This is a genomic window from Marinobacterium sp. xm-d-564, assembly GCF_013283345.1.
In the GTDB taxonomy this organism is placed as follows: domain Bacteria; phylum Pseudomonadota; class Gammaproteobacteria; order Pseudomonadales; family Balneatricaceae; genus Marinobacterium_E.
On the sequence record NZ_WBYO01000002.1, the window covers coordinates 327,642 to 354,463 of the forward strand.

General features: G+C 47.2%; 27 protein-coding genes. 15 read left to right on the forward strand and 12 right to left on the reverse strand.

The window, feature by feature from the left end:
• Window positions 1-41 precede the first annotated feature (41 nt).
• On the reverse strand, window positions 42-266 hold the full coding sequence (locus XMD564_RS03845; RefSeq protein WP_173488886.1) for a DUF2798 domain-containing protein: 225 nt from the start codon (window positions 264-266) through the stop codon (window positions 42-44).
• Window positions 267-449: 183 nt separating this feature from the next.
• Here XMD564_RS03845 and XMD564_RS03850 point away from each other — a divergent pair, with 183 nt between their 5' ends.
• Window positions 450-1,115, forward strand: a complete 666-nt coding sequence (locus XMD564_RS03850; RefSeq protein ID WP_173488885.1) for a GntR family transcriptional regulator — start codon at window positions 450-452, stop codon at window positions 1,113-1,115.
• Between the two features lie 180 nt (window positions 1,116-1,295).
• Here XMD564_RS03850 and XMD564_RS03855 read toward each other — a convergent pair whose 3' ends face one another.
• From XMD564_RS03855 to XMD564_RS03880, 6 genes are read right to left on the reverse strand one after another with little or no spacing between them, the layout of a single operon-like run.
• On the reverse strand, window positions 1,296-2,138 hold the full coding sequence (locus XMD564_RS03855; protein ID WP_173498058.1) for a class III extradiol dioxygenase family protein: 843 nt from the start codon (window positions 2,136-2,138) through the stop codon (window positions 1,296-1,298).
• Entirely contained in the window at window positions 2,131-2,487 is a 357-nt protein-coding gene (locus XMD564_RS03860) for a protocatechuate 3,4-dioxygenase (RefSeq protein ID WP_173498057.1), read from the reverse strand. The genes XMD564_RS03855 and XMD564_RS03860 overlap by 8 nt, the downstream gene beginning before the upstream one ends.
• A 9-nt stretch (window positions 2,488-2,496) precedes the next feature.
• Window positions 2,497-3,372 (reverse strand): amidohydrolase family protein, encoded by an 876-nt coding sequence (locus XMD564_RS03865; RefSeq protein WP_371740250.1) that lies wholly within the window; start codon window positions 3,370-3,372, stop codon window positions 2,497-2,499.
• Window positions 3,373-3,384: 12 nt separating this feature from the next.
• Complete coding sequence (locus XMD564_RS03870; protein WP_173507835.1) at window positions 3,385-4,443, reverse strand: 4-oxalomesaconate tautomerase; 1,059 nt, start codon at window positions 4,441-4,443, stop codon at window positions 3,385-3,387.
• On the reverse strand, window positions 4,436-5,113 hold the full coding sequence (locus XMD564_RS03875) for a 4-carboxy-4-hydroxy-2-oxoadipate aldolase/oxaloacetate decarboxylase (protein ID WP_173480898.1): 678 nt from the start codon (window positions 5,111-5,113) through the stop codon (window positions 4,436-4,438). Before XMD564_RS03875 ends, XMD564_RS03870 begins: the two co-directional genes overlap by 8 nt.
• 10 nt (window positions 5,114-5,123) lie before the next feature.
• Window positions 5,124-6,131 carry an amidohydrolase family protein gene (locus XMD564_RS03880; RefSeq protein WP_173480899.1) on the reverse strand — a complete coding sequence of 336 codons (1,008 nt, stop codon included), beginning with the start codon at window positions 6,129-6,131 and terminating at the stop codon, window positions 5,124-5,126.
• A 143-nt stretch (window positions 6,132-6,274) separates the two neighbouring features.
• Between XMD564_RS03880 and XMD564_RS03885 the strand changes: the two genes are divergently transcribed.
• Both XMD564_RS03885 and XMD564_RS03890 read left to right on the forward strand, forming a co-directional pair.
• Window positions 6,275-7,486, forward strand: a complete 1,212-nt coding sequence (locus tag XMD564_RS03885) for a LysR family transcriptional regulator (protein ID WP_173498054.1) — start codon at window positions 6,275-6,277, stop codon at window positions 7,484-7,486.
• Window positions 7,487-7,612: 126 nt separating this feature from the next.
• Entirely contained in the window at window positions 7,613-8,557 is a 945-nt protein-coding gene (locus tag XMD564_RS03890; RefSeq protein ID WP_173482466.1) for a Gfo/Idh/MocA family oxidoreductase, read from the forward strand.
• 175 nt (window positions 8,558-8,732) lie between these two features.
• Here XMD564_RS03890 and XMD564_RS03895 read toward each other — a convergent pair whose 3' ends face one another.
• Window positions 8,733-9,668, reverse strand: a complete 936-nt coding sequence (locus tag XMD564_RS03895) for an AEC family transporter (protein ID WP_173494426.1) — start codon at window positions 9,666-9,668, stop codon at window positions 8,733-8,735.
• Window positions 9,669-9,778: 110 nt separating this feature from the next.
• On the opposite strand from XMD564_RS03895, the gene XMD564_RS03900 reads away from it, so the two are divergent.
• Both XMD564_RS03900 and XMD564_RS03905 read left to right on the forward strand, forming a co-directional pair.
• Window positions 9,779-11,584: an EAL domain-containing protein gene (locus tag XMD564_RS03900; RefSeq protein WP_173507836.1), complete on the forward strand. Its 1,806-nt coding sequence runs from the start codon at window positions 9,779-9,781 to the stop codon at window positions 11,582-11,584.
• Window positions 11,585-11,665: 81 nt separating this feature from the next.
• Window positions 11,666-13,291, forward strand: a complete 1,626-nt coding sequence (locus tag XMD564_RS03905; RefSeq protein WP_173507837.1) for an alpha-D-glucose phosphate-specific phosphoglucomutase — start codon at window positions 11,666-11,668, stop codon at window positions 13,289-13,291.
• 110 nt (window positions 13,292-13,401) lie between these two features.
• On the opposite strand, the gene XMD564_RS03910 is transcribed toward XMD564_RS03905, so the two are convergent.
• Together XMD564_RS03910 and XMD564_RS03915 are read right to left on the reverse strand one after the other, a co-directional pair.
• Window positions 13,402-13,980 (reverse strand): 2-hydroxychromene-2-carboxylate isomerase, encoded by a 579-nt coding sequence (locus XMD564_RS03910; protein ID WP_173507838.1) that lies wholly within the window; start codon window positions 13,978-13,980, stop codon window positions 13,402-13,404.
• A 64-nt stretch (window positions 13,981-14,044) separates the two neighbouring features.
• Window positions 14,045-15,253 (reverse strand): MFS transporter, encoded by a 1,209-nt coding sequence (locus tag XMD564_RS03915; RefSeq protein WP_173507839.1) that lies wholly within the window; start codon window positions 15,251-15,253, stop codon window positions 14,045-14,047.
• A gap of 96 nt (window positions 15,254-15,349) precedes the next feature.
• On the opposite strand from XMD564_RS03915, the gene XMD564_RS03920 reads away from it, so the two are divergent.
• The 3 genes from XMD564_RS03920 (at window position 15,350) to purK (ending at window position 17,908) form a co-directional block, all read left to right on the forward strand.
• Window positions 15,350-16,243 (forward strand): AEC family transporter, encoded by an 894-nt coding sequence (locus XMD564_RS03920; RefSeq protein WP_173507840.1) that lies wholly within the window; start codon window positions 15,350-15,352, stop codon window positions 16,241-16,243.
• Window positions 16,244-16,346: 103 nt separating this feature from the next.
• Entirely contained in the window at window positions 16,347-16,835 is a 489-nt protein-coding gene (gene purE / locus XMD564_RS03925; protein WP_173507841.1) for a 5-(carboxyamino)imidazole ribonucleotide mutase, read from the forward strand.
• Window positions 16,836-16,837: 2 nt separating this feature from the next.
• Window positions 16,838-17,908, forward strand: coding sequence for a 5-(carboxyamino)imidazole ribonucleotide synthase (gene purK / locus XMD564_RS03930; RefSeq protein ID WP_173507842.1), 1,071 nt, complete (start codon window positions 16,838-16,840; stop codon window positions 17,906-17,908).
• Window positions 17,909-17,982: 74 nt separating this feature from the next.
• Here the strand turns inward: purK and XMD564_RS03935 are convergent, their stop codons facing one another.
• A complete protein-coding gene (locus XMD564_RS03935; RefSeq protein ID WP_173507843.1) occupies window positions 17,983-18,465 on the reverse strand; it encodes a phasin family protein in 483 nt (160 codons plus the stop codon).
• A gap of 189 nt (window positions 18,466-18,654) precedes the next feature.
• Here XMD564_RS03935 and murI point away from each other — a divergent pair, with 189 nt between their 5' ends.
• Complete coding sequence (murI, locus tag XMD564_RS03940) at window positions 18,655-19,467, forward strand: glutamate racemase (RefSeq protein WP_173507844.1); 813 nt, start codon at window positions 18,655-18,657, stop codon at window positions 19,465-19,467.
• Entirely contained in the window at window positions 19,464-19,757 is a 294-nt protein-coding gene (locus XMD564_RS03945) for an HlyU family transcriptional regulator (RefSeq protein ID WP_173506007.1), read from the forward strand. The genes murI and XMD564_RS03945 overlap by 4 nt, the downstream gene beginning before the upstream one ends.
• Here XMD564_RS03945 and XMD564_RS03950 read toward each other — a convergent pair.
• Entirely contained in the window at window positions 19,735-20,715 is a 981-nt protein-coding gene (locus XMD564_RS03950) for a diguanylate cyclase (RefSeq protein WP_173507845.1), read from the reverse strand. The genes XMD564_RS03945 and XMD564_RS03950 overlap by 23 nt on opposite strands.
• Window positions 20,716-20,857: 142 nt before the next feature.
• On the opposite strand from XMD564_RS03950, the gene XMD564_RS03955 reads away from it, so the two are divergent.
• The 5 genes from XMD564_RS03955 to XMD564_RS03975 all read left to right on the forward strand — a co-directional run bounded on the left by XMD564_RS03955 (window position 20,858) and on the right by XMD564_RS03975 (window position 26,748).
• Window positions 20,858-21,913, forward strand: coding sequence for an efflux RND transporter periplasmic adaptor subunit (locus XMD564_RS03955; protein ID WP_173507846.1), 1,056 nt, complete (start codon window positions 20,858-20,860; stop codon window positions 21,911-21,913).
• Window positions 21,903-25,118 (forward strand): efflux RND transporter permease subunit, encoded by a 3,216-nt coding sequence (locus XMD564_RS03960; RefSeq protein ID WP_173507847.1) that lies wholly within the window; start codon window positions 21,903-21,905, stop codon window positions 25,116-25,118. The genes XMD564_RS03955 and XMD564_RS03960 overlap by 11 nt, the downstream gene beginning before the upstream one ends.
• A gap of 110 nt (window positions 25,119-25,228) precedes the next feature.
• Window positions 25,229-25,477, forward strand: coding sequence for a hypothetical protein (locus XMD564_RS03965; protein ID WP_173480915.1), 249 nt, complete (start codon window positions 25,229-25,231; stop codon window positions 25,475-25,477).
• 183 nt (window positions 25,478-25,660) lie between these two features.
• Complete coding sequence (locus XMD564_RS03970) at window positions 25,661-26,275, forward strand: tyrosine-type recombinase/integrase (protein WP_173482843.1); 615 nt, start codon at window positions 25,661-25,663, stop codon at window positions 26,273-26,275.
• Window positions 26,276-26,433: 158 nt separating this feature from the next.
• Window positions 26,434-26,748 carry an addiction module toxin RelE gene (locus XMD564_RS03975; RefSeq protein ID WP_173507848.1) on the forward strand — a complete coding sequence of 105 codons (315 nt, stop codon included), beginning with the start codon at window positions 26,434-26,436 and terminating at the stop codon, window positions 26,746-26,748.
• Window positions 26,749-26,822 lie beyond the last annotated feature (74 nt).

Below are 26,822 nucleotides of genomic sequence, written 5' to 3' on the forward strand. Positions count from 1 at the left end.
TCACGAATCCTTAATGAGTTCAGCCAACGATATCTAAAAACCTACTTAGTGCAAAGCTTTTGAGTCAATGCAGCGACTCGGCGACCAAAAATTAGGATCACAGAGAAGGCAATCGGCCAAGCAACCAGATAAGCGTAGCCCCAACGAGCCATAAAACCTTCATCTAAACCGGTATTCACCGTGGTAATCACAAAGGTCATGATCGTTACCATCACCAGAGACATTAACACTGATTGAACAAGAGGAGCGCGTTTTTTAGGAAACATAGATAAGCCTATTAATTAGTAAATTCTAATATTGGCAATGATACGGGATTAGCTTGTAAATATTAAGAGCAGAATTCTACATATCTAAGAGATTAAGACCTACTTAAACAGTTAAATGCTCAATAGCTTTAATTTTCAAGATAAGAGAAAATATAGGCTAATAGATACAAATGGAGCCTAAGGGTGGAAAACCAAGAAACCCCGTCAACCTACCAACAACTGCGTACCGATATTTTAGAGGGCAATATAGAGCCTGAATCGAAGTTATCGATTGCTGTCTTAGCTAACCGTTATGGATCCAGTGCGGCTCCGGTTCGTGAGGCACTCTCAAGGCTCGCCGCAGAGGGGTTGGTAACTCGTCGTGGTCAGCGTGGTTATTGGGCTGCACCTATTTCAGCGGATGAGTTTGTTGAGGTGAGTCGTCTGCGGGAAATGCTTGAAGTGGATGCTTTTAAGCAGTCGATCAAGCTAGGTGATCTCGATTGGGAGGCGGCCATTGCAGGAGCACGCCACCGCGAATTAGCGGTTAAGTCACAGTCTGCTGGGCAAGAAGATGATCAGGTACTTGCGCGTACTCGTGAGAATCGCCGTTTTCACATGGCACTCATTAGCGCCTGTCCCTCTGAGTGGCAGTTACGCTTCATATCGACGCTGTATGATCAGGGTGAACGCTTTCGCCGTTTGGCATTAACCAGCCAGCCATTGAATCAACCATCAGGTAAAGATGAACACGAAGAGCTTATGAATGCCGCATTTGCGCGAGATATTAAAACGGCTACAGAACTGCTTAGACTGCACATCCGTTCATCCAATGAGAAGGTGATGAATACGCTCTTTCCAGAGCGGTAAAAGCAAGTCGCGGTTTGTCGCTTCGCTCCAATTCGCTTCTACAGAAGAGCTACGTAGATAATTTTTTCCGAAGTCCTACTGTAGGAGCGATCTCAGCCCAGCTGAGACCGCGAAAATAATCCGAATCATTTCGGCAAGAAAAAAGCGCCAACAGGCGCTTTTTTAGACCATCACGCAGAATCAATCTTTAGGCACAAGAAGCTGTACACCAGCCGCAGTGTTTGATATTGGAGCGATCAAGACGTTAACCAACTCATCAACAGGGCCAGAACAAGCACCGCGCATTGCTAACCACATGGCGAGCTCGACACCCTGTGCACCGGCAATTTCCGTGAGTTCATCATTGGTGTAGTGGGTCAGTGACTCTGGATCAGTGACCAGTTTATCCATACACATCTGGTCGAACTCAGTATTTAGGTAGCCTGCACGCTCGCCATCTAGCTGGTGCGATAGACCGCCAGTACCCAGAACAACAACTGTCTGGTCACTATCCCAAGAGCGAATGGCATCACCTATCGCTTTACCAAAAGCATATGAGCGTGATGGTTTAGGCATAGGGTGACGTTCACAGTTAATGGCGATGGGAATCACCTTAGTGCCTTTGTAGGTATGGCCTGGGTAGAGGACAGACATAGGAACTGTCGCGCCGTGATCCACTTTGATGTCCTGACAGACAGTTGGATCAAAGTCGTTTTCGATCAGGTGGTTAACGATGTGCCAAGATAGATCTGATTCACCGGTTAGAGGTGGGATTGGTTTGATACCCCAGCCTTCATCAGCGTTGTGGTACTCGTCTGCACAGCCGATAGAGAAGGTTGGCTTTTTGTCTAAGAACATCTCTAGACCGTGATCGTTGTAGAACAGTACAGCGATGTCTGGCTTGTTCTCGTTGATCCATTCGCGAACTGGTACATAAGCAGCAAATAGGTCTTTCCAGTAAGGGGTGTCCTCAATGCCGCGATCAACCGCAACACCAATAGCAGGAACGTGTGATGTGCCAATAGCACCTAAGATTTTAGCCATTCGTTTTGCCCACTCCCTGACTGTCTAAATAAGCTTGGAACTCTTCAGTCGTCTGGCCGGTCATGATGCCGCCAACGTCCTGTACGTTAAGGCCAAGCGTGCCTGCAAATTTTGCAAGGTAGTAGATACTGCCGCCATTACGTAGTAGAGCGATGATGTCGCGCTTCAGGATCGCCTCTTTCTGTGCAGGGGTCAGCTTAAACTTATCGCAGTAAGCCGCTTCGTCTTGACGAAACTCTTCGCGACAGCTCTCCTCGTTGAAAGAGAAACACATCTTATTAAGGTTGTAGCCGAGTTTTGCTGCTACGCCATCAAATTTATATGTTCCTTCAATGATCGGTTCAATCATAAGAACTCCTTATCGTTCCCAGTACAAACGCATTGGGTTATCGATCAATAGTTTACGCTGTAGCTCTTCAGTTACGGCGATCTGTGGAATCACATCAACCAGTGCACCATCATCAGGTGTGTGTGATTTCATGTTCGGGTGCGGCCAGTCTGTACCCCAAAGTACGCGATCTGGGAAAGCTTCAACGAGTGCACGCATGAACGGCACAACGTCAGAGTAGTCCGGTGCCTGTAGCGTCAAACGCTCAGGACAGCTGACTTTCGTCCACACCTTATCGTTGTTACGCATTAGATCCATGAAACGCTGGAAGTCAGGGTGATCAACACCATTAGCCACGTCTGGGCGACCCATGTGGTCAACCACGATGGTTGTGTTTAGCTCGTTAAGGAACGGGATTAGATCTTCTAGATCTGGCGCTTCAAAGTAGACAACGATGTGCCAGCCTAATGGTTTGATCTTCTCAGCGATCGATAGGAACACCTCTTTAGGGGTTGTATCGACTAGACGTTTCACGAAGTTAAAACGAACACCGCGGACACCCGCTCTGTCCATCGCTTCAAGTTCTTCTACCGTGATCGCTGGGTCAACGACCGCTACACCGCGTGCTAGATCGCCCGCAGTCTCAAGTGCGTCAACCAGTGCTGCATTGTCTGTACCGTGACAAGAAGCCTGAACGATCACGTTACGACTGAAACCAAGGTAATCACGCAGAGCAAAGAGTTGATCTTTTGATGCATCGCAAGGTGTGTATTTACGCTTGGGGTGGTAGGGGAATTTATCCGCAGGACCAAATACGTGGCAGTGAGCATCCACAGCACCAGCAGGCGCTACAAAGTCAGGCTTTTTAGGGTTGTCGTGAAACGGGCGGTAATCTGCATCCATGATCTTTATTCCTAATTATTCAGCGAAAACTTCGCCATCAAATAGTTTTCGCGCTGTGCGTAATAGTGCAGCGCTTTTCGGTTGGCCATCCTGATCGATATCAATAACAACCGTCATTTCTCCGATCGGGTGCTCAACGGCTAAGGTTTTTCTATTGCCTTCAGGTAGGGTGGCTACTGAAGCGGCAGGAGAGTTCGGCAAAATGGCTGCGGTAGCAACGCTGACTGCACCCAATACACCGATAGAAGCGTGGCAACGATGCGGGATAAACGTACGAGTCGATAGAGCACCACCGTCTTTCGCTTCACTGACCATGCTCATCTTAGGTACAGACTTCTCAGTCACATCGCCAAGATTCATCATTGGGCCCGCTTGTAGGCGTATCGCTTCAAGCTTGGCGCGAAGGTCGCTATTAGCCTCTAACTCTTCACGAGACTCGCTGCCACTAATTCCCATGTCTGATGCTCGCATCACGACAACCGGCATGCCGTTATCGATCAGGGTGCATTCAACACCGTCGATCAGATCAACTGCGTTACCGGTAGGAAGAAGGGCGCCACAAGATGAACCCGCTGTATCAAGGAACTCTAGAGGGACCGCAGCCGAAGTGCCTGGTACGCCATCAATCTTTGAGTCGCCTTTATAGGAAACCTGGCCGTTTGGTGTAGCTACTGTCGCGATAGCGATCTGGCCCGTGTTCTCCATAAAGATACGAACCTGAGTCTCATTGCCCGTTGCTTGAACTAGGCCACGCTCAATGGCGAAGGGACCGATACCTGCCAAGATATTGCCACAGTTCTGCGCATCGGTAACGATTGCTTGATCAACAAATACCTGTAAAAAGAGGTAATCGACATCGGCGTCGTCACGATCAGAAGCGCTAACAACGGCAACTTTCGAGGTCAGTGGGTCAGCACCACCGAGACCATCAATCTGGCGTGGATCTGGAGAGCCCATCATGCCTAAAAGAAACGCGTCTCGTGCGGCAATTTCTGAAGGTAGGTCGCTTTTTAAGAAGTAACCGCCTTTAGATGTACCGCCGCGCATCCACATGCAGCGAATGCCATTAGACATACTTAAGGCCTTTCTCTTCTAGACGAGGGCGCATGTTGTAGATATCAAGACCTAGTTCACCATTGGCCATACGAACGCGCTTCTCCTCTTCGCGAGCTTCACGCGCTAGGGCCTCTTTAAGAACCTCTTCGGCCTCGTCGCGGCGAACAACACATACGCCGTCATCGTCAGCAACGATGATATCGCCTGGGTAGATCAATGCCTCAGCACAGACCAGTGGGATATTCACTGAGCCTAGAGTCTCTTTGATGGTGCCTTTGGCGTAAACCGCTTTAGACCAGACTGGGAAATCCATCTCTTTAAGGATCGCAGTATCACGAACACCGCCGTCAATGATAAGGCCCTGTACGCCGCGCGATTTCGCTGAGGTCGCCAGTAGGTCACCAAAGAAGCCATCAACAGAAGGTGAGGTGGGTGCAAATACCATGATGTCGCCGGGTTTACACTGCTCAATAGCTACGTGCATCATCCAGTTATCACCGGCAGCACCAGAGATGGTCACTGCACTGCCTGCAATAGAGCGACCAGAGTAGATTGGGCGCATGTAGTGGGCTAATAGACCACGACGACCCTGAGCTTCATGAACGGTTGCAACGCCCAATTTAGCAAGACCTGCGATTACTTCTGAATCAGCTCGTTCAATATGTTGAACAACTACGTTCTCTGCCATGTTCCTCTCCTTAAACCTTCAAGCGACTGAATACACGTTGAGCATTGCCAGAGAAGATCATCTCTTTCTGCTCAGCATTCACTTTGGTTGTCGCGTCGATGTATTGTTTAGTGTCATCGAAGTAGTGACCCGTCTCAGGATCGATTCCACGAACCGCACCGATCATCTCAGACGCAAACAGAATGTTTTCAGTTGGAATAACGTCCAGAAGGCAGTCGATCCCTTTTTGGTGGTAGACACAGGTATCAAAGAAGACGTTATTCAAAACGCGCTCTTCTAGCTCAAAACCTTTATCCAATGCCATACCGCGGAAACGACCCCAGTGGTAAGGAACTGCACCACCGCCGTGAGGGATGATGATCTTAAGCGTTGGGAAGTCTTTAAATACATCAGACATCATCAGTTGCTGGAATGCAGTGGTATCTGCGCCTAGGTAGTGTGAACCCGTCGTATCAAAGTTGTGGTTGCAGGCAGCTGATACGTGAATCATCGCAGGGATGTCGTACTCACACATCTTCTCGTAGATAGGGTAGAACTCACGAGCCGAAAGACGACTGCCGTTCCAGTGGCCACCTGATGGATCTGGGTTAAGGTTGATACCAATAAAGCCCATCTCTTCAACGGTACGTACGATCTCTGGTACAGACTTAGCAGGATCAACACCCGGTGACTGAGGAAGCTGTGCCACAGGGACAAAGTTCTCTGGGAATAGGTCACAAACACGACGAATGAGGTCGTTTTGGTTTTCAGTCCAGAACTTAGAGGTGTGTTCATTACCCACATGATGAGCCATCCAGCTGGCACGCGGTGAGAAGATAGTCAGATCAGTGCCACGCTCTTGCTGAAGTTTTAACTGATTATTGATGATCGACTCGCGGATCTCATCATCAGTAACACCAAAGTCGCCTTTTTCACCGACAAAATCTGGATTCTTTTCTACTTCTGCTTTTTGAGCTTCACGCCAAGCGCCAACACCAGGTGGTGTGGTTGTGTAGTGACCATGGCAATCAATAATCATGTCTCAAACGTCCTTTTATAATGAATTGGATTTCTATGTTTCTATCCTCTCTATATCGTCTTTTTTAAGCTATTTAGTTTTTACTTTTTAGGTATTTGTTTTTGATATAGGTATTTAAATCACATCGGGTTACAATGACCCTCATGTTCAAGAATCTTCCTAACATACGACATCTTCGGGTATTCATTGAGGTCTCCAATGCAGGAGGCATAAGTCAGGCTGCAGAGCGTGTCTTTCTCTCTCAACCCGCTATGACTCAAGCTATTGCAAAGTTAGAACGCTTGCTCGGAGTAAAGCTGTTTGAGCGTCAGTCCAGTGGTATGTATCTGACGGAAGCGGGTGAAATCTGGGAGGCTAGGGTGAATAGCGCCTTTGCTGTCCTAAGGCTGGGTCTGGCCGATGCGCTGTCGTCTATGTCGAATCGTCGAATGGAGACCATTGAACGCATCATGACCCAGCTGACGACGACCCAATTAAAAGCACTTGTCGCGGTTACTGATGCACAAAACTACAGTGTTGCAGGTCGAAATCTGGGTGTATCACAATCGTCACTTCATCGATCAGCTCGTGAACTTGAGTCACTCATGGGGCTGTCGCTGTTCGAAAAGACCAGTACCGGCATTGCGGCAACACGAGCGGCCAAAGTGTTCTCTAAATCAACCAAGTTGGCCATTTCAGAGATTCATCAAGGACTTCAAGAGTTATCAGGCCTTGGTGATGGTCGTGAAGTGGGGCGGATGCGCATCGGCAGCATGCCATTAGCACGTACCTCGCTGCTGCCCAAAGCGATAAATGAATTTACCAAAGCTTATCCTGGTATCACTTTAGAGTTGGTCGATGGGCCCTATGAAGATCTTTTAGCCCATATACTTCAGGGGGATGTGGATCTTTTGGTCGGTGCGTTGCGTTTCCCGATCCCAACCAGTGATATCGTTCAAGAAGAACTCATAGCGCCTCCATTAGCGATTGTGGCACGCAAAGGGCATCCCGCTCTTAATATCGATCAGATTACCCGTGAGGACCTCCTCAACTATGGTTGGGTTATCCCTAGAAGTGGTGCACCAACCCGCAATCTCTTTGAAGAGCTCATCCTGCAAGGTGAGGAGAGAGAAGGTCTATCCATCGTCGAAACCAGTTCCCATGTGTTAATTCGAGAGCTGTTACTTGGGGGTGATCGACTCACGTTAATCTCTCAGCATCAGTTGGAGTTTGAGTTATCCAAAGGGGATTTGGCGGTGCTGCCTTTTGAGATGTCAGGTACAAAACGCCCCATCGGCATTACCCGTCGCAGCTCATGGAACCCCACTAATGCCCAGCAAAAATTTATCGATCTACTGCGGCTGGCCGTATCTTAGAAGCGGTTTGCTCTAAACTTGCATTCACATTTTTGAATGACGTCTAGAATTTTTAACGGTTCTATGAAAGATCCATTTTGATAATCTTAGGGACAATATTTATCCATTCGAATTAGGGAGACACTAATGAGAGTTTGTGTTGCAGGCGCTATGGGCGCTTTTGGTCTAAAACACTTAGATGCATTGAGTAACATTGAAGATGTTGTTGTGACGTCAGTGGTTGGTACTAAACCTGATGCCATTGCTGAGTTTGCTAAAGAGCGTGGAATCGCACACGCAACAACAGATCTTGCTGAATCACTGGCACGTGATGATGTTGATGCGGTCATTCTTGCAACACCGACTCAAATGCACGCTTCACAGTCTATTCAGTGTCTTGAAGCAGGCAAGCACGTCATGGTTGAGATTCCGATGGCGGATAACATTGAAGACTCAATCAAACTGGTTGAGACACAAAAGCGCACGGGTTTGGTAGCCATGTCGGGTCAGACTCGCCGCTTCAACCCAAGCCACCAGTGGATTCATAACAAAATCCAAGCGGGTGAGCTGAAGATTCAACAGATGGATGTTCAAACTTACTTCTTCCGTCGTTCTAACAAGAACGCTCTGGGTAAGGCGCGCTCATGGACGGATCACCTGCTTTGGCACCACGCTTGTCACACCGTGGATCTATTCCAGTACCAGACTGGCGAGAAGTGTACAAAAGTACAAGCGATGCAGGGCCCAATTCACCCAGAACTTAACATTGCAATGGACATGTCGATTGGTATGAAGTCAGAGAGCGGTGCACTGTGTACACTCTCTCTATCTTTTAATAACGACGGTCCATTTGGTACTTTCTTCCGTTACATCTGTGACAAGGGTACCTACATCGCCCGTTACGATGATTTGGTAGATGGTAACGAGAACCCAATTGATCTCTCTGGCGTTGCTGTTTCGAACAACGGCATCGAACTTCAGGATCGTGAATTCATTGCGGCGATTCGCGAAGGTCGCGAGCCAAACTCAAGCGTTCAGCAGGTATTGCCAGCAATGGAGACACTACACCAGCTAGAGCAGCTTTTGGATTAAGTGTTAGCTTATCGTTAAAAAGGCCGCTGTTGCGGCCTTTTTGTTGTCTTATGTTTCTGGAAGACGCTGAGAGAGCAGGTGACAGGCTGAAGGCCAGTCACTGGCACGAAGATGTCAAGGCAAGCACCGGTGACTGGCTATCAGCCTGTCATCCGCCCTCAAATTACGCTCCGGTCTACAGCACAAACGCCAAAACAGTGTTCAGCGTCGCATAGGACGCGACCGTAGTCAGCAGCAATGAGCTGGAAGCCGTCTTTGCTGCGCCATAAGGTGCAGCGAGAATAGGGTAGATGGTGAACATGGGTGAAGCGGTGATGACAATTAGAGCTATCTGCCATTGTCGATCAAAGTCCCACCAGAGGGTAATCAGCAGAAGGGCTAGAGCAGGTTGAATCAACAGTTTTGCCCCTGCAATCATTCCTAAAGTACTCAAATCATCGCGAATAGAGTTTCCTACTAAAGATCCTCCAATAACGATCAGTGCTGCGCCACCAGCCGCTTTTGCGAGCACCCCTAAGCTTTCGTCGATGAACAACGGCAGTTGAAAGCCGCTCAACGATAAAATTAAGCCAACCGCTATTGCGATGAGTATCGGGTTGTTGATCAGGCGTTTAAAAATTGAGCTTAGTGAGCCTAACAGCGTTTTGTCTTTATGATCAGCTGAGAAGTACTCAGTAGTCAGGAGCGCTAACGGAAGCACCACTAGGTTTTCGACCAGTATACAGACAACTAATACTTGAGCGGCCATATCGGGCATGACCTGCAGCAGAATAGGGTAGCCAACAAAAATACTGTTGGGCATAGCGGCCCCAATGGCTAATGCTGATGACTGTTTAGCATCACCCTGTCTGACGCTCCGAATCAGACCCAACGAAATGAAGAAGGTAGCGACTGCGGCAATAGCATAAATCGATACGTAATCGCTATTAAAGATATCAGCAGGGCTATTCTTAGATAGATTGCCGACAATGATCGCCGGTATGCAAAAAACCAAAACAAAGCGGGCTATCCCAGGGATAGCCTCCTTAGACAGTGCGTTATATTTAACGGCTAAAAACCCAATAGCCATTAACGTAAAGAGCGGTGCGGTAATCCCGAGAACGTTCATCATCTAAACCTGTCATCAAAGAGGTTCTATCTTATCGAGCCCTGAGACTTGGTGGTAGCGATTCGCCCCTGATTACCATAAAATCAATAATCTATTCGAAAAAGTGATGGCTAATGCAAGTTCGAGATTACAACCGCAGTAACTGGTTCAAGAACCGTCGATGCCTGTTTAGGTTGCTGATTAATGCGTTGCTGTTGATATCATTAGCACTTTCACTTTTATCTCTGCTTCAGCAGCTTTTCACAGATTCATTGACGGGCTCCTACTTTTACCCGCTCACTCTCTCTTTGTTAGTCATCCAATATTTTGTGCACCGTATTCATTTAAGCTGGGGTGGAGCTGTAGCTTTCCTTACTATGGGAGCTGGTTCAATATCGCTAGCCTTAGTGTCGGATGATATAGCATTAGCCTATTTGTCAGGTGCGCTTTTGCCAGTATTGCTTCGCTTTGTATTGGCTCAAAAATGGGTATTACTCTTCATACCTATCTGGCTCTCTCTCCTCTTATTTATTCACTCCTATCGAGTACAAGAGGAGCTGATTTCTGAGCTCTATACCCATCTAATAACGCTCTCTTACTCCTTGCTGGTCTATGGTTCAGTAGCGGTGCTGTTTAATCGTATCTACTCTCTTGTTTTTTATAAAGAGTGTAAAGAAAACAGCGACTTAACGTCTGAATTTATAGACAATTATCAAATTCATCAGCATTTTGATTGGCTCAAAAATAAGAATCCTGACGGTGTTGTAAGAGTCTATGGTGTCTACATTAAAAATATCTTGGATAGTGTAGGAAAAAGTTCAGAAAGTTCGATTGAATTTAAAGAGAGCGTTACTCAATTTAATCAGTTGTTAAGGGAAGTTTGTCCTGCAGGTGCATCCATTGGCAGGCTTGATAATGGGGTTTACGTTCTGATGTCAGAGCGACGGTTTTGGGACGCATTTGAGCGTGGACTTCGTCAGTTAAAAAAAGAGGCAACGGATCTCTCGCCGATTGTTGTTTCAACCGATACCCCTAATGACTCAACTGATCTGGATAGTGCACTGCATAACTTGGATACAGTATTTGTGCGTGCCACCAAAGAGAAAACAGATTTTGCTCGATTCAATTTGAAAGATCGTGATCATCTTAACGGCCAAACAGATATTCAATCTTATGAAGTCTCTCAGGCATTTGCTAACCATGAGATACAGATGTTCTTTCAGCCTAAGGTCGATATTAAAGATAACAATAGACTGGTAGGTGCGGAGGCACTGGTCCGCTGGATTCACCCTGAGAAAGGTTTGCTAACACCAAAAGATTTTGTCGATCTTCTTGAGTCCTCCCCATACAGGCTTACATTTATAAACAGTGTCGTTGAGCAATCCGCACATTTTTGTGAAACAATGAAACAGTCGGGTCTACCGATCTCGGTTTCATTTAACTTAAGCGCTAATGATCTTCAGGATTTGCGTGTCACCTACGAGTTGAGTCAGGTCCAAGAAAAGTACGGTTTTAGTGCCGGAGAGTTACAGATTGAGCTATCTGAACAGGAGACAGACGTCTCTTTGGATAACTTAAAGCGCTCCTTAGATGCCGTGAAAGAGCTAGGTTATTCAATCGCTTTGGATGATTTCGGTACCGGTATGAGCTCACTCGCCTATTTTCAAAACCTACCCGCCGATACCATCAAACTAGATAGAGCCTTTATCAAAGACATTCATCTAAACCCCTCGTCTGAGCATTTAACGAAAATGGTCGTATATTTGTCCAAAGCGGAGGGGCTGACAGTCGTAGCAGAAGGGGTTGAGAACGCCTCGGAGGCAGACAGACTGCTTAAATTAGGTGTTGATCAGGTGCAGGGGTTCCTATTTGGTAAACCTATGCCGGCTACTGAGTTTCTTCAATATTACGGCTTAGAATTAATTGAAGATGATGTTTAAAAAGCGGCATATATCTTGCTAGCTTTTTATCTAACTGTTTCCAATCGTTAATGGTTTAAACCTAATCTATATGTGGTCTTAATGAATAGAAAAGTCATCACAACAACACCTTACTCTGGTCAGAAACCAGGTACGTCTGGCCTTCGAAAAAAGGTTAAAGTATTTCAGCAAACCAACTACTTAGAGAATTTTGTTCAGGCTGTTTTTGACTCTTTAGAGAGCTGCCAAGGCCAATCACTCGTGATCGGTGGTGACGGTCGTTATTTTAACCGTGATGCGATTCAAACCATCATTAAAATGGCGATCGCCAATGGCTTTGAAACCTTAATCGTGGGTCAAGCAGGAATTCTGTCAACGCCAGCAGCCAGCTGTGTTATCCGTAAATATGGTGCAGTCGGTGGATTGGTGTTGTCAGCCAGTCACAACCCAGGTGGCCCTGATGAAGACTTTGGCATTAAATTTAATCGTGCCAACGGTGGCCCTGCAAGTGAAACCCAGACGGACAGTATTCACCAAACGACGGAAACCATTTCTCGATACTTTACGATTGATGCTGAACCTGTAGATCTTGATAGTGTTGGAGAGGTTAGCATTGGAAATGCGCTGATTAAGGTGATTGATCCTGTCACAGATTATGCCGATCTGATGGAGGAGTTGTTTGATTTTAAAATCATGAAACAGCTCTTGAGCGGTTCAAATTTCACATTTCGTTTCGATGCCATGCATGCCGTGACTGGGCCTTATGCACAAGAGATATTCATCAACCGGTTGGGTGCACCAAAAGAGAGCGTTATTAACGCGATTCCAAAAGAGGATTTTGGTGGTCATCACCCCGACCCCAATCTTGTTCATGCAGCCGAACTGGTCAAACAAGTCAATGAACAAGGGTTAGATTTCGGTGCCGCTTCGGACGGGGACGGCGATAGAAATATGATCATTGGCAACCATTTTTATGTAAACCCTTGTGACAGTTTGGCTGTTTTAGCCGCGAACGCACAAAAGATTCCCGCCTATGAAGATGGATTAAAGGGTGTCGCTCGCTCAATGCCAACCAGTCGTGCAGTTGACCGTGTGGCTGAAAAACTCGGTATCAACTGTTATGAGACTCCTACCGGTTGGAAATTCTTTGGCAACCTGATGGATGATGGCCGTATCAGCTTCTGTGGTGAGGAGAGTTTTGGTACCAGTTCAGATCATGTTCGCGAGAAAGATGGACTTTGGGCTGTTCTATGCTGGATCAATATTCTGGCCGCGACCGGTCAATCGGTCTCTGAACTGGTTAAGGATCATTGGTCTCTATTCGGAAGGGATCTATTTACTCGCCATGACTATGAATCAATCGATTCAGACAGTGCAGCCAATATGATGCAGCAGCTAACAGCCTCTTTAGGTAGTCTTGCAGGAGGGGCATTTGATGGCGTTACCGTGACTCTGGCAGATCAATTCAGCTACTCAGACCCTGTTGACGGCTCCGTCAGTCATAATCAAGGTGTGCGTATATTGTTCGATAACGGAGGTCGTATCGTTGTTCGGCTATCTGGAACCGGCACGGCCGGTGCTACGCTACGTGTCTATCTTGATCAGTTCACTCAGGATGAGTCGATTACTGACACACAAGCAGCTTTGAAACCTTTAATCGAGTTGGCGAATCAGTTGATCGGTATTAAGCAATTTACAGGACGCACAGAACCTGACGTTATTACTTGATAGAAGGTGTGGCCCTATGGATCGCGGTTTGTCGCTGCGCTCCAATTCGCTCCTACAATTTAACGCTCCGTTTGTAGGAGCGAATTGCCCGAAGGGCAAACCGCGACAATTTAACTTTTGGCTCTTTCGATCGCCTGTTCTAGACGATCCTGTCCCCAGAAAGGTTCCCCGTCTACGATGTAGAAGGGGCTGCCAAAGACACCAGCCTCAATGGCTTCGTCAGTCTCTCTGTCCAACTGATCATCTAAGCCTTTTGATTGCTCTAATAGAGCTGAATCAATACCCAGTTCATCGAGAAGTCGAGCTAACACAGCGTCCTCTGCAATATTCAGATCTCTCTGCCATACGGCACTTAAGAGTGCTCGAGCCAAACCTGGCACATCCGACCCTGCATCCCTAACTGCAAGTAGTAGTTTAGAGGCAGGGCGACCATCCACTGGGAAGTACTTTGGCTTGAGGTTAATAGTAATTCCGCGTTGTTTTTGAATCCGAGCGAGTTCAGCTAAACGGTAAGCTTGACGTTGAGGCGATCGCTGAGGAACCGGCACACCCCCAGTTGCAGCAAATAGACGGCCAATATCGAATGGGTGATACACGACCTCAGCGGGTGCTTGTGTATCCAACAGATCACCGGCTAGGCAAGTAAAGGGTGAGATCGGTGACAGGTAGTAATCTATTTTGTGGCTCATCAGTATTTCCCTCTGTTTATTTTGTTACGAAAAATACATCCTTGTGGTTCCTAAAAACCGAACTTTAACTCTCTTGGGTTACGAAAGAGGGGTGTGGTTTTTCATCAATTGGCCAGTGAAGTAGAACAGCCATCAAACCAAAGAAGATACCGGCCCACCAGATGTACTCATAATGGCCATAGGTTTCATAGAGATAGCCACCTAACCAGACGCCAGAGAAGCTACCCACTTGGTGGCTAAAGAATACGAAGCCATATAGGGTGGCCATGTATCGTGTACCAAACATATTCATAACGATGCCGGAGGTTGGAGGAACAGTTGCCAGCCACAGCAGCCCCATGACTGCACTGAAGATAAGTACCGATGTCAGCGTGATAGGGAATATCAAGAAGAGGGCGATCGCAATCGTTCTTCCTCCGTAGATTGCCAACAGTAGCTTCGATCGTGAGTGCTTGCGACAGATATTGCCGGCCCAGAACGCCCCAGCGATATTGAACAGACCAATCAATGAGAGAGACCAAGCACCGACCTGATGCGCGAAGCCTAAATCTGATAAATAGGCTGGCATGTGCGCTGTAATAAATGCGACGTGAAAGCCACAGACAAAGAAGCCAAATACCAGAAGCCAGTAGGATTTGTGACCAGCGGCTAATCGCACTGTTTCAGCAAATCCTTGATCCGTCTCTTTAATGACAGAACTTTTTTTAGCATTCAGAGGAATGGCTAACAACATCATCAATAGTGCGATAGCCGTTAGAATATGCAGTGAGTTGATCCAGCCAAAATCAGAGATAAACATCTGAACCAATGGAACAAGCGCAAATTGACCAGCAGAGCCACAAGCGGTGCCCAAACCGAGTACCCAGTCACGTCGTTCTGGTGGAACGGATTGAACTAAAGCAGGAAGAACGATGCCAAACGAAGTGCCGGCGACGCCAGCACCCACGAGAAACCCTAATCCTGCATTAAGCGTGAAAAGATCCGACACACCAGCTGTTAGATAAACACCTAGGGCATAGACCAGTGCGCCACCAAACAGGACGTTGCGATTTCCGAAACGGTCGGCAAGCCCGCCAGTGAAAACCGACATAATTCCCCAGCTCAGGTTTTGCAAGGCTAGGGCAAAGCCTATGATGTCACGCCCCCAGTCGGTTGAAGCCTCAATAGGACGCATGTACAAACCATAACTCGACCGTATACCAAAGGAGATCATCAATAATAGGCAGCCACTGGCGATCAGGAAAATCGTTGAAGGGGAGAGTCTCTGAGTCATGTTTGATCCAGCTTAAAGAAGAATCGCTCAATGATAGTTGCCTATCTATTTGCGGACAACTGTATAATCATCATCCAACATTAAGATAGTGACTCCATGTTTACAGCTTTTATCTCTGCTATTACTCCGGTTTTTTTGATCGCCGTCCTTGGTTTCTTTCTGGCACGAAAAACGGACTACCTAGAACACCCTGGTTTGGCCATGCTCTCCAGCCAGATCGCCTTGCCCGCTCTGGTGTTTACCTCGGTGACTCAGATGAAAGTTCCCGTCACAGAGATGGGGTATTTGATGGGAGTGACCGCTCTCTGCTTAGCGGTCGGTGCTACTCTGATAGCCATTTTTTGCAAGCTGCTTAACACCTCACCGCGCTTCTATCTCTCGACACTGGTCAACCCCAATACGGGCAATTTAGGTATTCCACTGGTCTTTGCACTGTTGGGGCCTGAGGCTCTGGCATCTGCGGTCATCATTTCAACAACTGTGACGCTTAGTCACTGGACATTAGGAACCACCGCCATGTCAGGCCAATATAATTGGCGCTCACTGGTCACCAATATGCCTCTGTTAGCACTCTTGTCAGGGGCAATCGTGGTATCGATGGATTTGACGATTCCTGTGCCTATCAGTCGTACTTTTGATTCTATCTCCGGTATAGCTATACCGATTATGGTCATGTTGTTAGGCCGTTCATTAGCCCGTTTAAAGATAGGGGATGCCCGTCAGGTTGGCATCATTGCAGGTTTATCCATCTACCGACCCTTGTCGGGTTTTTTGATTGCCTGGCTGGTTGTATCCCTAATTACTATCGATACCACTGCAGCGCTCTCACTGCTTATTCAGATGTCGATGCCGGTTGCTGTGATGAGTTATGTTCTAACGGTTCGATACGGCGGTCCTGTCGATCGTATTGCCGCTCTTACCATTACCAGTATTCCTGTTAGCCTTGTAATACTGGTGTTGATCTTCAACTTTCAGTCAGCACTGGTTTAAAAGGGTAGGTCTGGCTGACTCTTTCTTGCTATAATTTCACGCTTATTTTTTTGTCGAAACCGACTGCCTATTTTTCGAGATCAAACTCGATATGGAGAGATGAATGAGCGCCCGCGTCGCAATAGTTATGGGGTCTAAATCAGACTGGCCAACCATGGAAGAAGCCGCCAAGATGCTAGATGTACTCGGTGTCGAGTACACCGCTGAAGTGGTATCGGCACATCGCACCCCAGATAAGATGTTCCGCTTTGCTGAACAAGCTGCCGACAATGGCATCAAAGTCATTATTGCCGGTGCCGGTGGTGCGGCTCACCTCCCGGGTATGATTGCTGCTAAAACCATTGTGCCTGTGCTGGGTGTGCCTGTTCAAAGCAAGGCATTGAGCGGTCAAGACAGTCTTCTATCCATTGTTCAGATGCCACGTGGTATTCCTGTTGGAACACTGGCTATCGGTGGAGCAGGTGCATTTAATGCCGCACTACTGGCCTCTCAGATGCTCGCAACAACAGATGCAGAGCTCGCCGTTCGCCTACAAAATTGGCGTAATGAACAGAGCCAAATGGTTCTAGATAATCCAGATCCACGAGGTTAAGCATGCAGTTGCCACGTATTGTCATTGCCGGTAATGGTCAACTAGGTCAAATGCTTCAGCAAGCAGGTGCACCCCTGCAGCTTGAAGTAAAACCTATTCACCCGATAGGTGATCAACTGGTCGAGTTGAATGACGACGACGTTATCTCGGTAGAGATTGAGCACTGGCCTGAGAACCCGGTCGGTAATCAGCTTAAATCTCACCCAAACTTTCGAAACGATGCGGCTCTATATCAGGTCATTGATCGTTTTCGTCAGAAATCGACCTTAGATCGCCTTAATGTCCCAACGGCCCCTTGGGTTGATTTAAACAGTGCCGATGCATCCATTGCCGAGTCGCTATCCTCTCTGGGTGAGCGTGCCGTCGTAAAGGCGCGTATGGGTGGTTACGATGGGCGTGGTCAATGGCGCTGGAAGCAGGGTGATGAGATTCTTGCTGAATGGGATGGTATTGCCATCGCCGAAGCGATGATCCCGTTCTCACATGAAGTGTCGTTAGTTGGCGCACGAAATGCACAGGGTGAGAAGGTCTTCTACCCAATGACGCGTAACTGGCATCAAGACGGCATTTTGCGTGCGAGTATACCTGGGTTGGATAATGACCCTGCGATGCAAGCAAGTGCTGAACGTTGGCTGGGATCGATCATGGATGACTTTGACTACATCGGCGTCATGGCGATGGAGTGTTTTGTTGTCGATGGTGAATTATTGGTTAATGAGTTAGCGCCACGTGTCCATAACTCCGGACACTGGAGCCAAGAGGGTGCTAGTGTCAGTCAATTTGAATTGCACTTGAGAGCGCTTGCCGGTTTACCATTGATCACCCCTGAATTTCGTGGTGTCTCTATGATGTATAACTTGCTTGGAAGAGACTGGAAACCAGAGTGGTTGGCGGTGCAGGGCGCTCATGTGCACTGGTACGGTAAAGAGATCCGTCCTGGTCGTAAGGTGGGTCATCTCAACATCGTTAGACCGACTGTTTCTGGATTGCTTGAAAGCCTGTCCGAACTCGAGGCTCACTTGGATGAGGGTGAAGCAGTCGTAGTTGACTGGGCAAAAGCTCAGCTTAGCTAATTTAACAAGCTAATCTCAAAAACTAAAAAGCCGCTTGAGGTATCTCAAGCGGCTTTTTTGTATCGACTGGTCGATTAAGCAGTTGCTTTTGGAGCAGCCGCTTTACGAGTTGTTTTTGCAGCTGGTTTAGCCGCTTCAACTGAAGGCATGAAGTTTGAAAGATCAAAGTTTTTCATGTCGAATTTAGAAAGGTCGAACTGAGCTAGATCGAACTTAGAGAACTGAGCCATCGCTTCTTCAGTCATCTCTTGAGTAGACTTTTCGAAGATTTCAGTAAGTTCAGCTTTTGCAGCCATTAGAGCAGAGATCTCTTCTTCAGCAACTGTGTTCAGTTTTGCTTCCATCTCTTTAAAGAAAGCAACCTGAAGTTCTAGAGCAGCTTTTGGCTCTTTTGATTCAGTCAATGCTTTAACATGCTCAAGACCACGGTTTAGCATCTCTGTAGCAACAGTTTGCTGCATGCCGAATAGTTTTTCAGCAGTTTGTTTGTTGATTTCAGCTGCTTTAGTGAAAGGAGCCATCTGTGCTTTGAACTGGTTCATCATTTCGTTGTACATGGTGACCTCCGAGGTCTTTAAGTTTCTATCTAAAAAGTTTGTTGCACTGCAACATTTGACGCCATATTAGACATTGACTAAAAAACAATCAACACTTTTTTTTGCATTGCACAAAAATAATTATTCTGACCATCTCATATCATTCTGCGTTAAACTTATTCGTAACTTTAGATCTGTATTTGACGATTAATGAATCCATATGAACACGCTCCGATTGGAGTCTTTGATTCAGGAGTGGGCGGGTTAAGTATCTTATCCGCTTGCCTTAACAACCTACCCAATGAGTCCTACCTGTATATCGCTGACAGTGGCTATGCACCCTATGGTGATAAGAGCGATGCAGTGATCCGTGAGAGGGTGGTTCAGATCGTCTCTTACCTCATTGAGAAGGGCGCCAAGGCGATTGTGATCGCGTGTAATACAGCAACCGCTGCTGCTGTTCACGAGTGCAGAGAGCTATTCTCCTTACCGATCATTGGTGTTGAACCCGGACTAAAGCCTGCCATTAAGATGAGTCAGTCAAAACGCGTTGGCGTTCTGGCAACTCAATACACGGTAGAGAGTCAGAAGTTCCAACGATTGGTCTCCCAGCTTAAACAGCAAGCCGAGTCGATTACAGCGCTTGGCTGCCCGGGTTTGGTCGAATTAATTGAAAACCCAAACACAACCAATCAACAACTCAGCACACTACTAACCACATATATTGATCAGTTTGAAGCAGCCGATATTGATACCTTAGCGCTTGGATGTACGCATTATGGATTTGTTGAGAAAGAGATCAGCGAGTTGTTCAGTCATCCGGTTAAGGTGATCGACACATCGGAATCGATCGCGCTTGAAGTTAAACGTCGTTTAACTGAACAGAACTTACTCTCTCTCTCCAATCAAGCGGGTAAATTAGAGATACTGACCACAGGGCGAGACAGAGAGGCTCTCTCTGAGTTATCTAAACGATTAATCCAATTTGAGGGGGTCGTCACCCCTGTAGAGGTATCCAAGTGATTGAGTTTATAAAAAAACTTCTCCGTTCAGACCCTGTTGAAGAACCGGTGGCTTCGGAGTTTGAATACAAAGGGTTCAAGGTTTCAGTCAAACCGAGAAAAGTGGATGGTGGCTATGGTGTAGGTGGCATGATCTCCAAGGAGATTGATGGCCAATGGTTGGAACAGCCGTTTATTCGTGCTGATAGCATGGCATCAAAAGAGATCTGTGTAGAAGTCACCACGAACAAAGCAAAAATGACGATTGATCAGATGGGGGATGCACTGTTTAGCAAATCTGGCCATCGGTAAGGGCTTCTTCAGATTTGTTAGAATCAGAGTGTGGTATAGGATCAAACATCACGACCTGATTTCGACCTGAGTGTTTGGCTGCGTAAAGTGCTTTGTCACTATCGCTGATCAGTTCTAGCATAACCTCTTTTGTTGTCATTGTGCTGATGCCATCAAAGGTCGCTATTCCGACACTGACGGTTACTCCTAAAGAAAGATCGCTCTCTAAGAAGGGCGTTGATTCGATTACTTCTCTGAATCGCTCGAAAATCGCTTTAGGCTCTGATTCAAGCGCCGTACAGCAGACAACAAACTCTTCACCGCCGTATCGTGACACTAGATCATAGGGTCTAAATGTCTCTTTCATTCGATCAGCAAACTCTTTAAGCACTCTGTCGCCAACGGGGTGTCCATAGGTATCGTTGACCCGTTTAAAAAAGTCGATATCGCAAATGGCCAGTGCTAAGGGCTCACCGGTACGTTTAGTTCGTTCAATTTCATTATCAAGATGCTCAATCAGAGAGGCGCGATTTTGCAAACCGGTCAGCTCATCATGCTCTGCCTTGTAGGCGAGCATCTCATTGGCAATATTGAGTCGATTTTGCAGCTCTAAAGTTCGTAAACCAACGCCCAGTCGTGCGCGCAACTCAACGGGTTTAGTAGGTTTGCTGATGTAGTCGTTAGCTCCGGCTTGCAGTGCAGTTGCCAAGTGCTCTTGATCGGAGTGTGCAGTGACCAACACAATGTAGGGTGGATCATTACTCTCAAGCGCTCTGATTTTACGACAAAGCTCTATGCCATCCAGATTGGGCATCTCCCAATCAAGAACGAGCATACGTGGAGGTTCTGCTTCTGTTGTCAGAATTTCAAATGCCTCTTCACCATCCTGCGCGGTCATTACGTCAAAGCCCCAACCCTCAAGTTGGCGCTCCATCAGCATTCTTAAGACTTTATCGTCGTCAGCAATCAGTACTTTCATAATCTCTATTAATAGATTGAATTTCATTCAGTGTAGCAGGGCATTCAGAAAGTACAGAAAATATTAAAAATTCTTTTATATTAGTTTTGCCTAATATATTATTACCGGAACTTAACCCTTATAAACGAATAGAGTGTTTGATATGCAGATCAGAAAGGCCGTTAACCTAGCAGTGACCGCGTGCACCCTAGTGACATCCATTTCACTAACGCAACTGGCTTCAGCCCAAGAGCTAGCGTTTACTGAGACCAAAATTATTCAGCAACCGATCAAGGTCGAATTCGACGGGACTGTGGAAGCGGTTAATCGAGCTATTGTTGCCGCACAAACTTCTGGTCGAATTCTAGAATTACCTTTTGATTATGGCGATTTTGTTGAGCAGGGCAGTGTGATAGCTCGCCTAACACAGAGTGAACAGCGCGCAGGGCTGGATGCTGCAAGAGCTTCTCTCAATGAAGCACAAACCGCTTTTGATGAAGCTACTCGTCAATTGGATCGTTTAACCGCACTGTTTGAGCGCAAATTGGTCGCGATCGCGCCTGTAGACAGCGCTCGCCAACAACGTGATGCAGCCAAAGCAAGACTCGATGCAGCAAAAGCTCAGGTTTCTAATGCCCGTGCTCGTTTTGATTACACTGAGGTAATCGCGCCCTATTCAGGTGTAGTGGTTAACAAGCTAGTTTCTGAAGGGGAGACGGTACAACCAGGTACACCATTGATAGAGGGGATTGCACTGGATAGATTACGTGTTCGAGTTCAAATCCCGCAAGCCAACCTGGTCGATGCCAAACAGAGTCAGTTTGTTAATGTTGTGTTGGGTGATCAGGTTGTAGAACCTGTCGATCAACGCTTAATTCCGACAGCCGATCCACTAAGTCATACCTTTACACTGCTTCTAACGTTACCAGCGGGTGACCCTGCTCAAATGCCGCTTCCAGGTGAGTTAGCACGTGTTCAATTTACCATTGATGAAGAGCCTGTGCTGACTCTGCCTAAGTCATCTATAGCGACTCGTGGTGAAGTGGAAGGTGTTTATGTGGCTTCAGGCGATTCAGCTCTCCAATTTAGATACATCAGAACCGGTCAAACTGCTGGTGAACAGGTAGAAATTATCTCTGGTCTCGCAGAGGGCGAAACCGTAGCACTTGATCCTATTAAAGCGGCCTCAATTTATAAGGAGGCGAATCGTGCAGAGTAATGACACTCAAACACTGGGCATATCGGGACGAATTGCCAAGAGTTTTTTAACGACTGAAATTACCCCGCTACTGGCGATCGTGGGTCTTCTGCTAGGTCTTTTTGCCGCGCTGGTGACACCGCGTGAGGAGGAACCACAGATCAACGTCACCTTTGCCAACGTGATGATTCCTTTTCCAGGCGCAAGTGTTGCTGAAGTAGAGTCGCTTATCACCACATCTGCAGAGCAGGTGGTGTCAGAGATCAGTGGCGTCAAAAACATCTACTCTGTTTCCAGCCCAGGCATGGCGCTGTTGACGGTTCGTTTTGAGGTCGGTGAGCCAAGAACCGATGCGATTGTCCGTCTCTATAACGCCTTCTACTCGAACAGAGATATCTTCCCGCCAAATATGGGTATTGGCGAGCCTGTGATCAAACCTAAGGGTATTGATGATGTACCGGTTCTAGCTGCGACCTTATGGAGTCGTGATGAATCAGTTAGCAGTGCTGATCTATTGAACGTCGCTCATACGATTCAGTCAGAGCTTCAGCGAGTTGAAGGAACCCGCGACATCACTGTGATTGGCGGCGCTAACCGTGCCATTCAGATCGACTTCGATCCAGTTAAGATGGCGGCACTCTCGGTTACTTTGGATGATGTTCGCGCTAAGTTGCAATACGCCAATGTGACCGCCGATACTGGTGATCGCGTCAAAGCGAACAGCGCCATTCGAGTTCAAGCAGGTCAACTACTTCAGGATGTCTCAGAGGTTAAAAACCTAGTGATAAGCGTTCGAAATGGCGCACCGGTTTACCTTCGCGACATTGCCAATATCTACGATGCTCCAGAACAACCGAATCAATACGTCTCTTTTGGTACCGGGCAGGCTGCAGCAGACCAGACTGCAGTGACTCCTGCGATCACCATTGCCGTGGCAAAGAAACCGGGTGAGAACGCGGTTGAAGTCGCTGATGCATTGATCGATCGATTTGAAGCGATTCAAGGCATCTATGTTCCGGATAATATTGAGACAACGATTACCCGTAACTATGGTGAGACGGCTGATGATAAGGCGCAAACCCTAATCAAAAAGCTGATTTTCGCTACGCTGTCTGTCATCGTCTTAGTGCTATTTGCACTGGGTGTTCGTGAAGCCATTGTGGTGGGCATTGCCGTTATCGTCACCTTGGCTATTACACTCTTTGCGTCATGGGCTTGGGGCTTTACCCTTAACCGAGTGTCGCTATTTGCGTTGATCTTCTCGATCGGCATTTTGGTTGACGATGCCATTGTCGTTGTAGAGAACATTCACCGTCATATGTCGATGGGGGTTAAATCACTTCGTGAAGCGATTCCCCTTGCAGTCGATGAAGTGGGTGGCCCAACCATTTTGGCTACGTTTACCGTTATAGCAGCGCTGCTTCCAATGGCATTTGTCAGCGGTCTGATGGGGCCATACATGTTGCCCATTCCGATCAATGCCTCAACAGGTATGCTGATCTCACTAGCCGTCGCCTTCATCTTGACCCCTTGGCTCTTTTTGAAGCTGTTTAGACGTCATGTTGAATCAGGTCATTCAGCGGGACATGGCCACTCTGAATCTCGCTTCAAAGGTCTATTCGTAAAACTACTGACACCGATGCTACGTCAAGGCAAAGGGGCGTTGAACCGTTACCTATTGCTGGTATCGATTCTTGCGATGATCGGTGGATCCGTCTACTTAGTTGTTAATCAGTCGGTCATTCTTAAGATGCTACCGTTTGATAACAAGAGTGAGTTCCAGGTCATCGTTGATATGCCAGAGGGGACCTCTCTAGAGCAGACGCAGCGTGTCTTAACTGAGTTGGCAGATGATCTACAGGCACTTCCTGAGCTGAAAGATTTCCAAATCTACTCAGGGTCTGCCTCGCCGATTAACTTCAATGGCTTAGTTCGTCAGTACTACCTGCGTTCAGCACCTCATATGGGTGACATTCAAGTTAACCTCAGTGATAAGGCGTTACGTGATCGTAAGAGTCATGAAATAGCGCTTGAAGCACGTGCTCTGCTTGCCGACACGGCTAAGCAATTCAACGCCAACGTGAAGGTCGTTGAGATGCCGCCAGGGCCTCCGGTTATGGCACCTCTAGTGGCAGAGATCTATGGTCTGGATAAGCAGGGTCAAATTGACCTAGCCAAACAAGTTCGCGCGCAATTTGAGTCTACCGATGGGGTAGTCGATGTCGATGACAGCATTGAGGCCCAACAGACTAAAGAGATCTTCGCGATTGATCGCGTTCGTGCCGCGCACTTTGGTGTAGCAGATGCGACCATTGTTGCGGCACTAAACAGTGCGATTCGCGGTGAAAGCTTGGGATACCTGCATGATGACCACTCACGCGTTCCCGTGCCATTAACGCTTAAGCTGGGTGACCAAGATAAGGCAAACATCTCTAAGATTGAGTCTATTCAAGTTCGATCAGATAAAGGCACCTTGGTCTCTTTAGCTGATGTTACTCAGCGTATCGATACGCAAGTAGAGCAGAGTGTTTACCATAAAGATCTACTGCCTGTTGTTTACGTCACCGGTGATGTGGCAGGTGATACTGATAGCCCGCTCTATGGTCTGTTTGAGATTGAATCGAAGCTGGATGAGGTCGTACCAAGCGGCAACCCAATTGATCGTTTCTTCTTCTCAGAACCCTCAGACCCGTATGAGTGGAGCTTGAAGTGGGATGGCGAATGGCAGATCACGTTTGAAACCTTCCGTGATATGGGCATTGCCTACTCAGTCGGTCTGATCATGATCTATCTACTGGTTGTCGCTCAGTTCCGTTCGTACGGTATTCCATTAATCATCATGGCACCAATTCCATTGACGATTATCGGTATCATGCCGGGCCACGCGATACTTGGGCAGCAGTTCACAGCGCCCTCTATGATCGGCATGATCGCACTCGCTGGTATCATTGTCCGTAACTCGATACTGCTGGTGGACTTTATTCAGCAGCAGGTGAGGGAGGGTATGAACTTCCAAGAAGCGACGATTAATGCGGCTGCAGTTCGTTCGTTACCCATTGCACTCACCGCAGTCGCTGCGATGATGGGTGGCTTCTTTATCATTGACGATCCAATCTTCGGTGGTCTTGCAGTTTCATTGATCTTCGGTTTGATGGTATCAACCATACTGACCTTAGTCGTAATTCCGGTGGTCTACTACCACTACCATTGGAAGAAACATGCTTAATTGATGTTTGATTTGAGAACCCGGCTTTTGCCGGGTTTTTTATTTTGCAAAAGTTGGCACGCCATTTGCTTAACCTAATCAATCGCACCAACAATAATAAGGGGATTGATATGCAACTTTCACAAAACGATTCAAATTACTTAGCAAGCTTCGAACTAGAAACGCTGATGATGGACGCTAAGGATCTTAAAGAGGCAATGTCTAAAGAGATCGCCATTCTTAGTGATAAGGGTAACTACTCGTTAAGAGCCATTAAACGAAGCTCACTGCGCTTACTAGCTTATCAAACAGCTTTGCATAGCCAACAAAATTCGATAGAACGATATGCACGTGTTCATGCACCACTATTAGTGCATTAAGTTTGGTTGGCAATTAACGACCCAAACCGGACCTAAGTACTCTCTCGAGATTGAGTTGCAGCTCAGTAAAAACGCATTGTTTCACTGATTCAAATCACCCAAAAGCAGACCTTTGATCTCGTTCGCCAGCAAGGGGTGAAATGCTCATCAATACTTCTTCGTGATACTTACGAGGATAAAATAATGAGTGAAGAAAATCAGAATGTACCCTGGAATAAAGGCAAACTACTCGGACAGAAACGCCCACTGAAGCTTAAAGAGATATGGGGAATCCGTATCCGTCTTGAGCTCGCAGGACAGACCCGCGATTTGGCGATGTTCAACTTGGCGATAGACAGTAAGCTCAGAGGCTGTGATTTGGTCGGGCTGAGGGTGAAGGATATTAGCCACGGAAACACCATCCAGCGCAGAGCCATTGTCGTTCAAAAGAAAACGGGGCGGCCGGTGCAATTCGAGATCACTGAGGAGACGCGTAAATCTCTTCGTGTATGGATCGATGAGAAAGGGTTAGGCAGTAATGACTTTCTATTTCCGAGTAGGATTAGCCGCGGTCGGCCCATCTCTACGCGCCAATACGCACGAATCGTCGATAAGTGGGTCACGAGTGTCGGACTCGATCCCTGCGATTATGGGACGCATACAATGCGAAGAACAAAGCCCACGCTGATTTACCGCCGGACTCACGATCTGCGTGCTGTGCAGCTACTTCTGGGACACTCCAAGTTGGACAGTACTGTTCGATACTTAGGCGTAGAGCTGGATGATGCGTTAGTTTTGGCCGAGCAAACAGACGTATAAGCTCAGTAGAAGGGCTAGCGATTGGCGTTGGCCCCGTTCTGTCATTTAAATGGTCAACCAAGGGTGCAGACGTTGGCCCATCCTTTAAAAATTGAACGAGGGGTTACTGGATATAGGATTATGGTGTACTATGTACACTCAATTTAAGGTAGAGCAATGTGACCAGAGCGATAGAATTTATAGAGACCAGTATCTTCACAAAGCAGATTACTGAAATCGCTTCGGATGATGAACTAAAGGATCTCCAGAAAGAGCTAATCGCAAATCCAGACACGGGCGATTTGATTGTTGGCACGGGTGGTCTGCGTAAGATACGAATGGCTACGGGCGTCAGGGGTAAAAGTGGTGGAGCTAGAATTGTCTATTTTATCGCCACGGAAGAAGTTATTTACCTTGTTCTGGCATACCCAAAATCAACGAAGGTCATATATGGTCCGTCCCGCGTTATGCAAGATAAAAGTACCAATGGTTAAGGTGAGCTGCAGTCATATATCCGGCTTTTGATGAAGATCTCTTTCTTCTAGCCCCAATGGATTCTGCATACTTC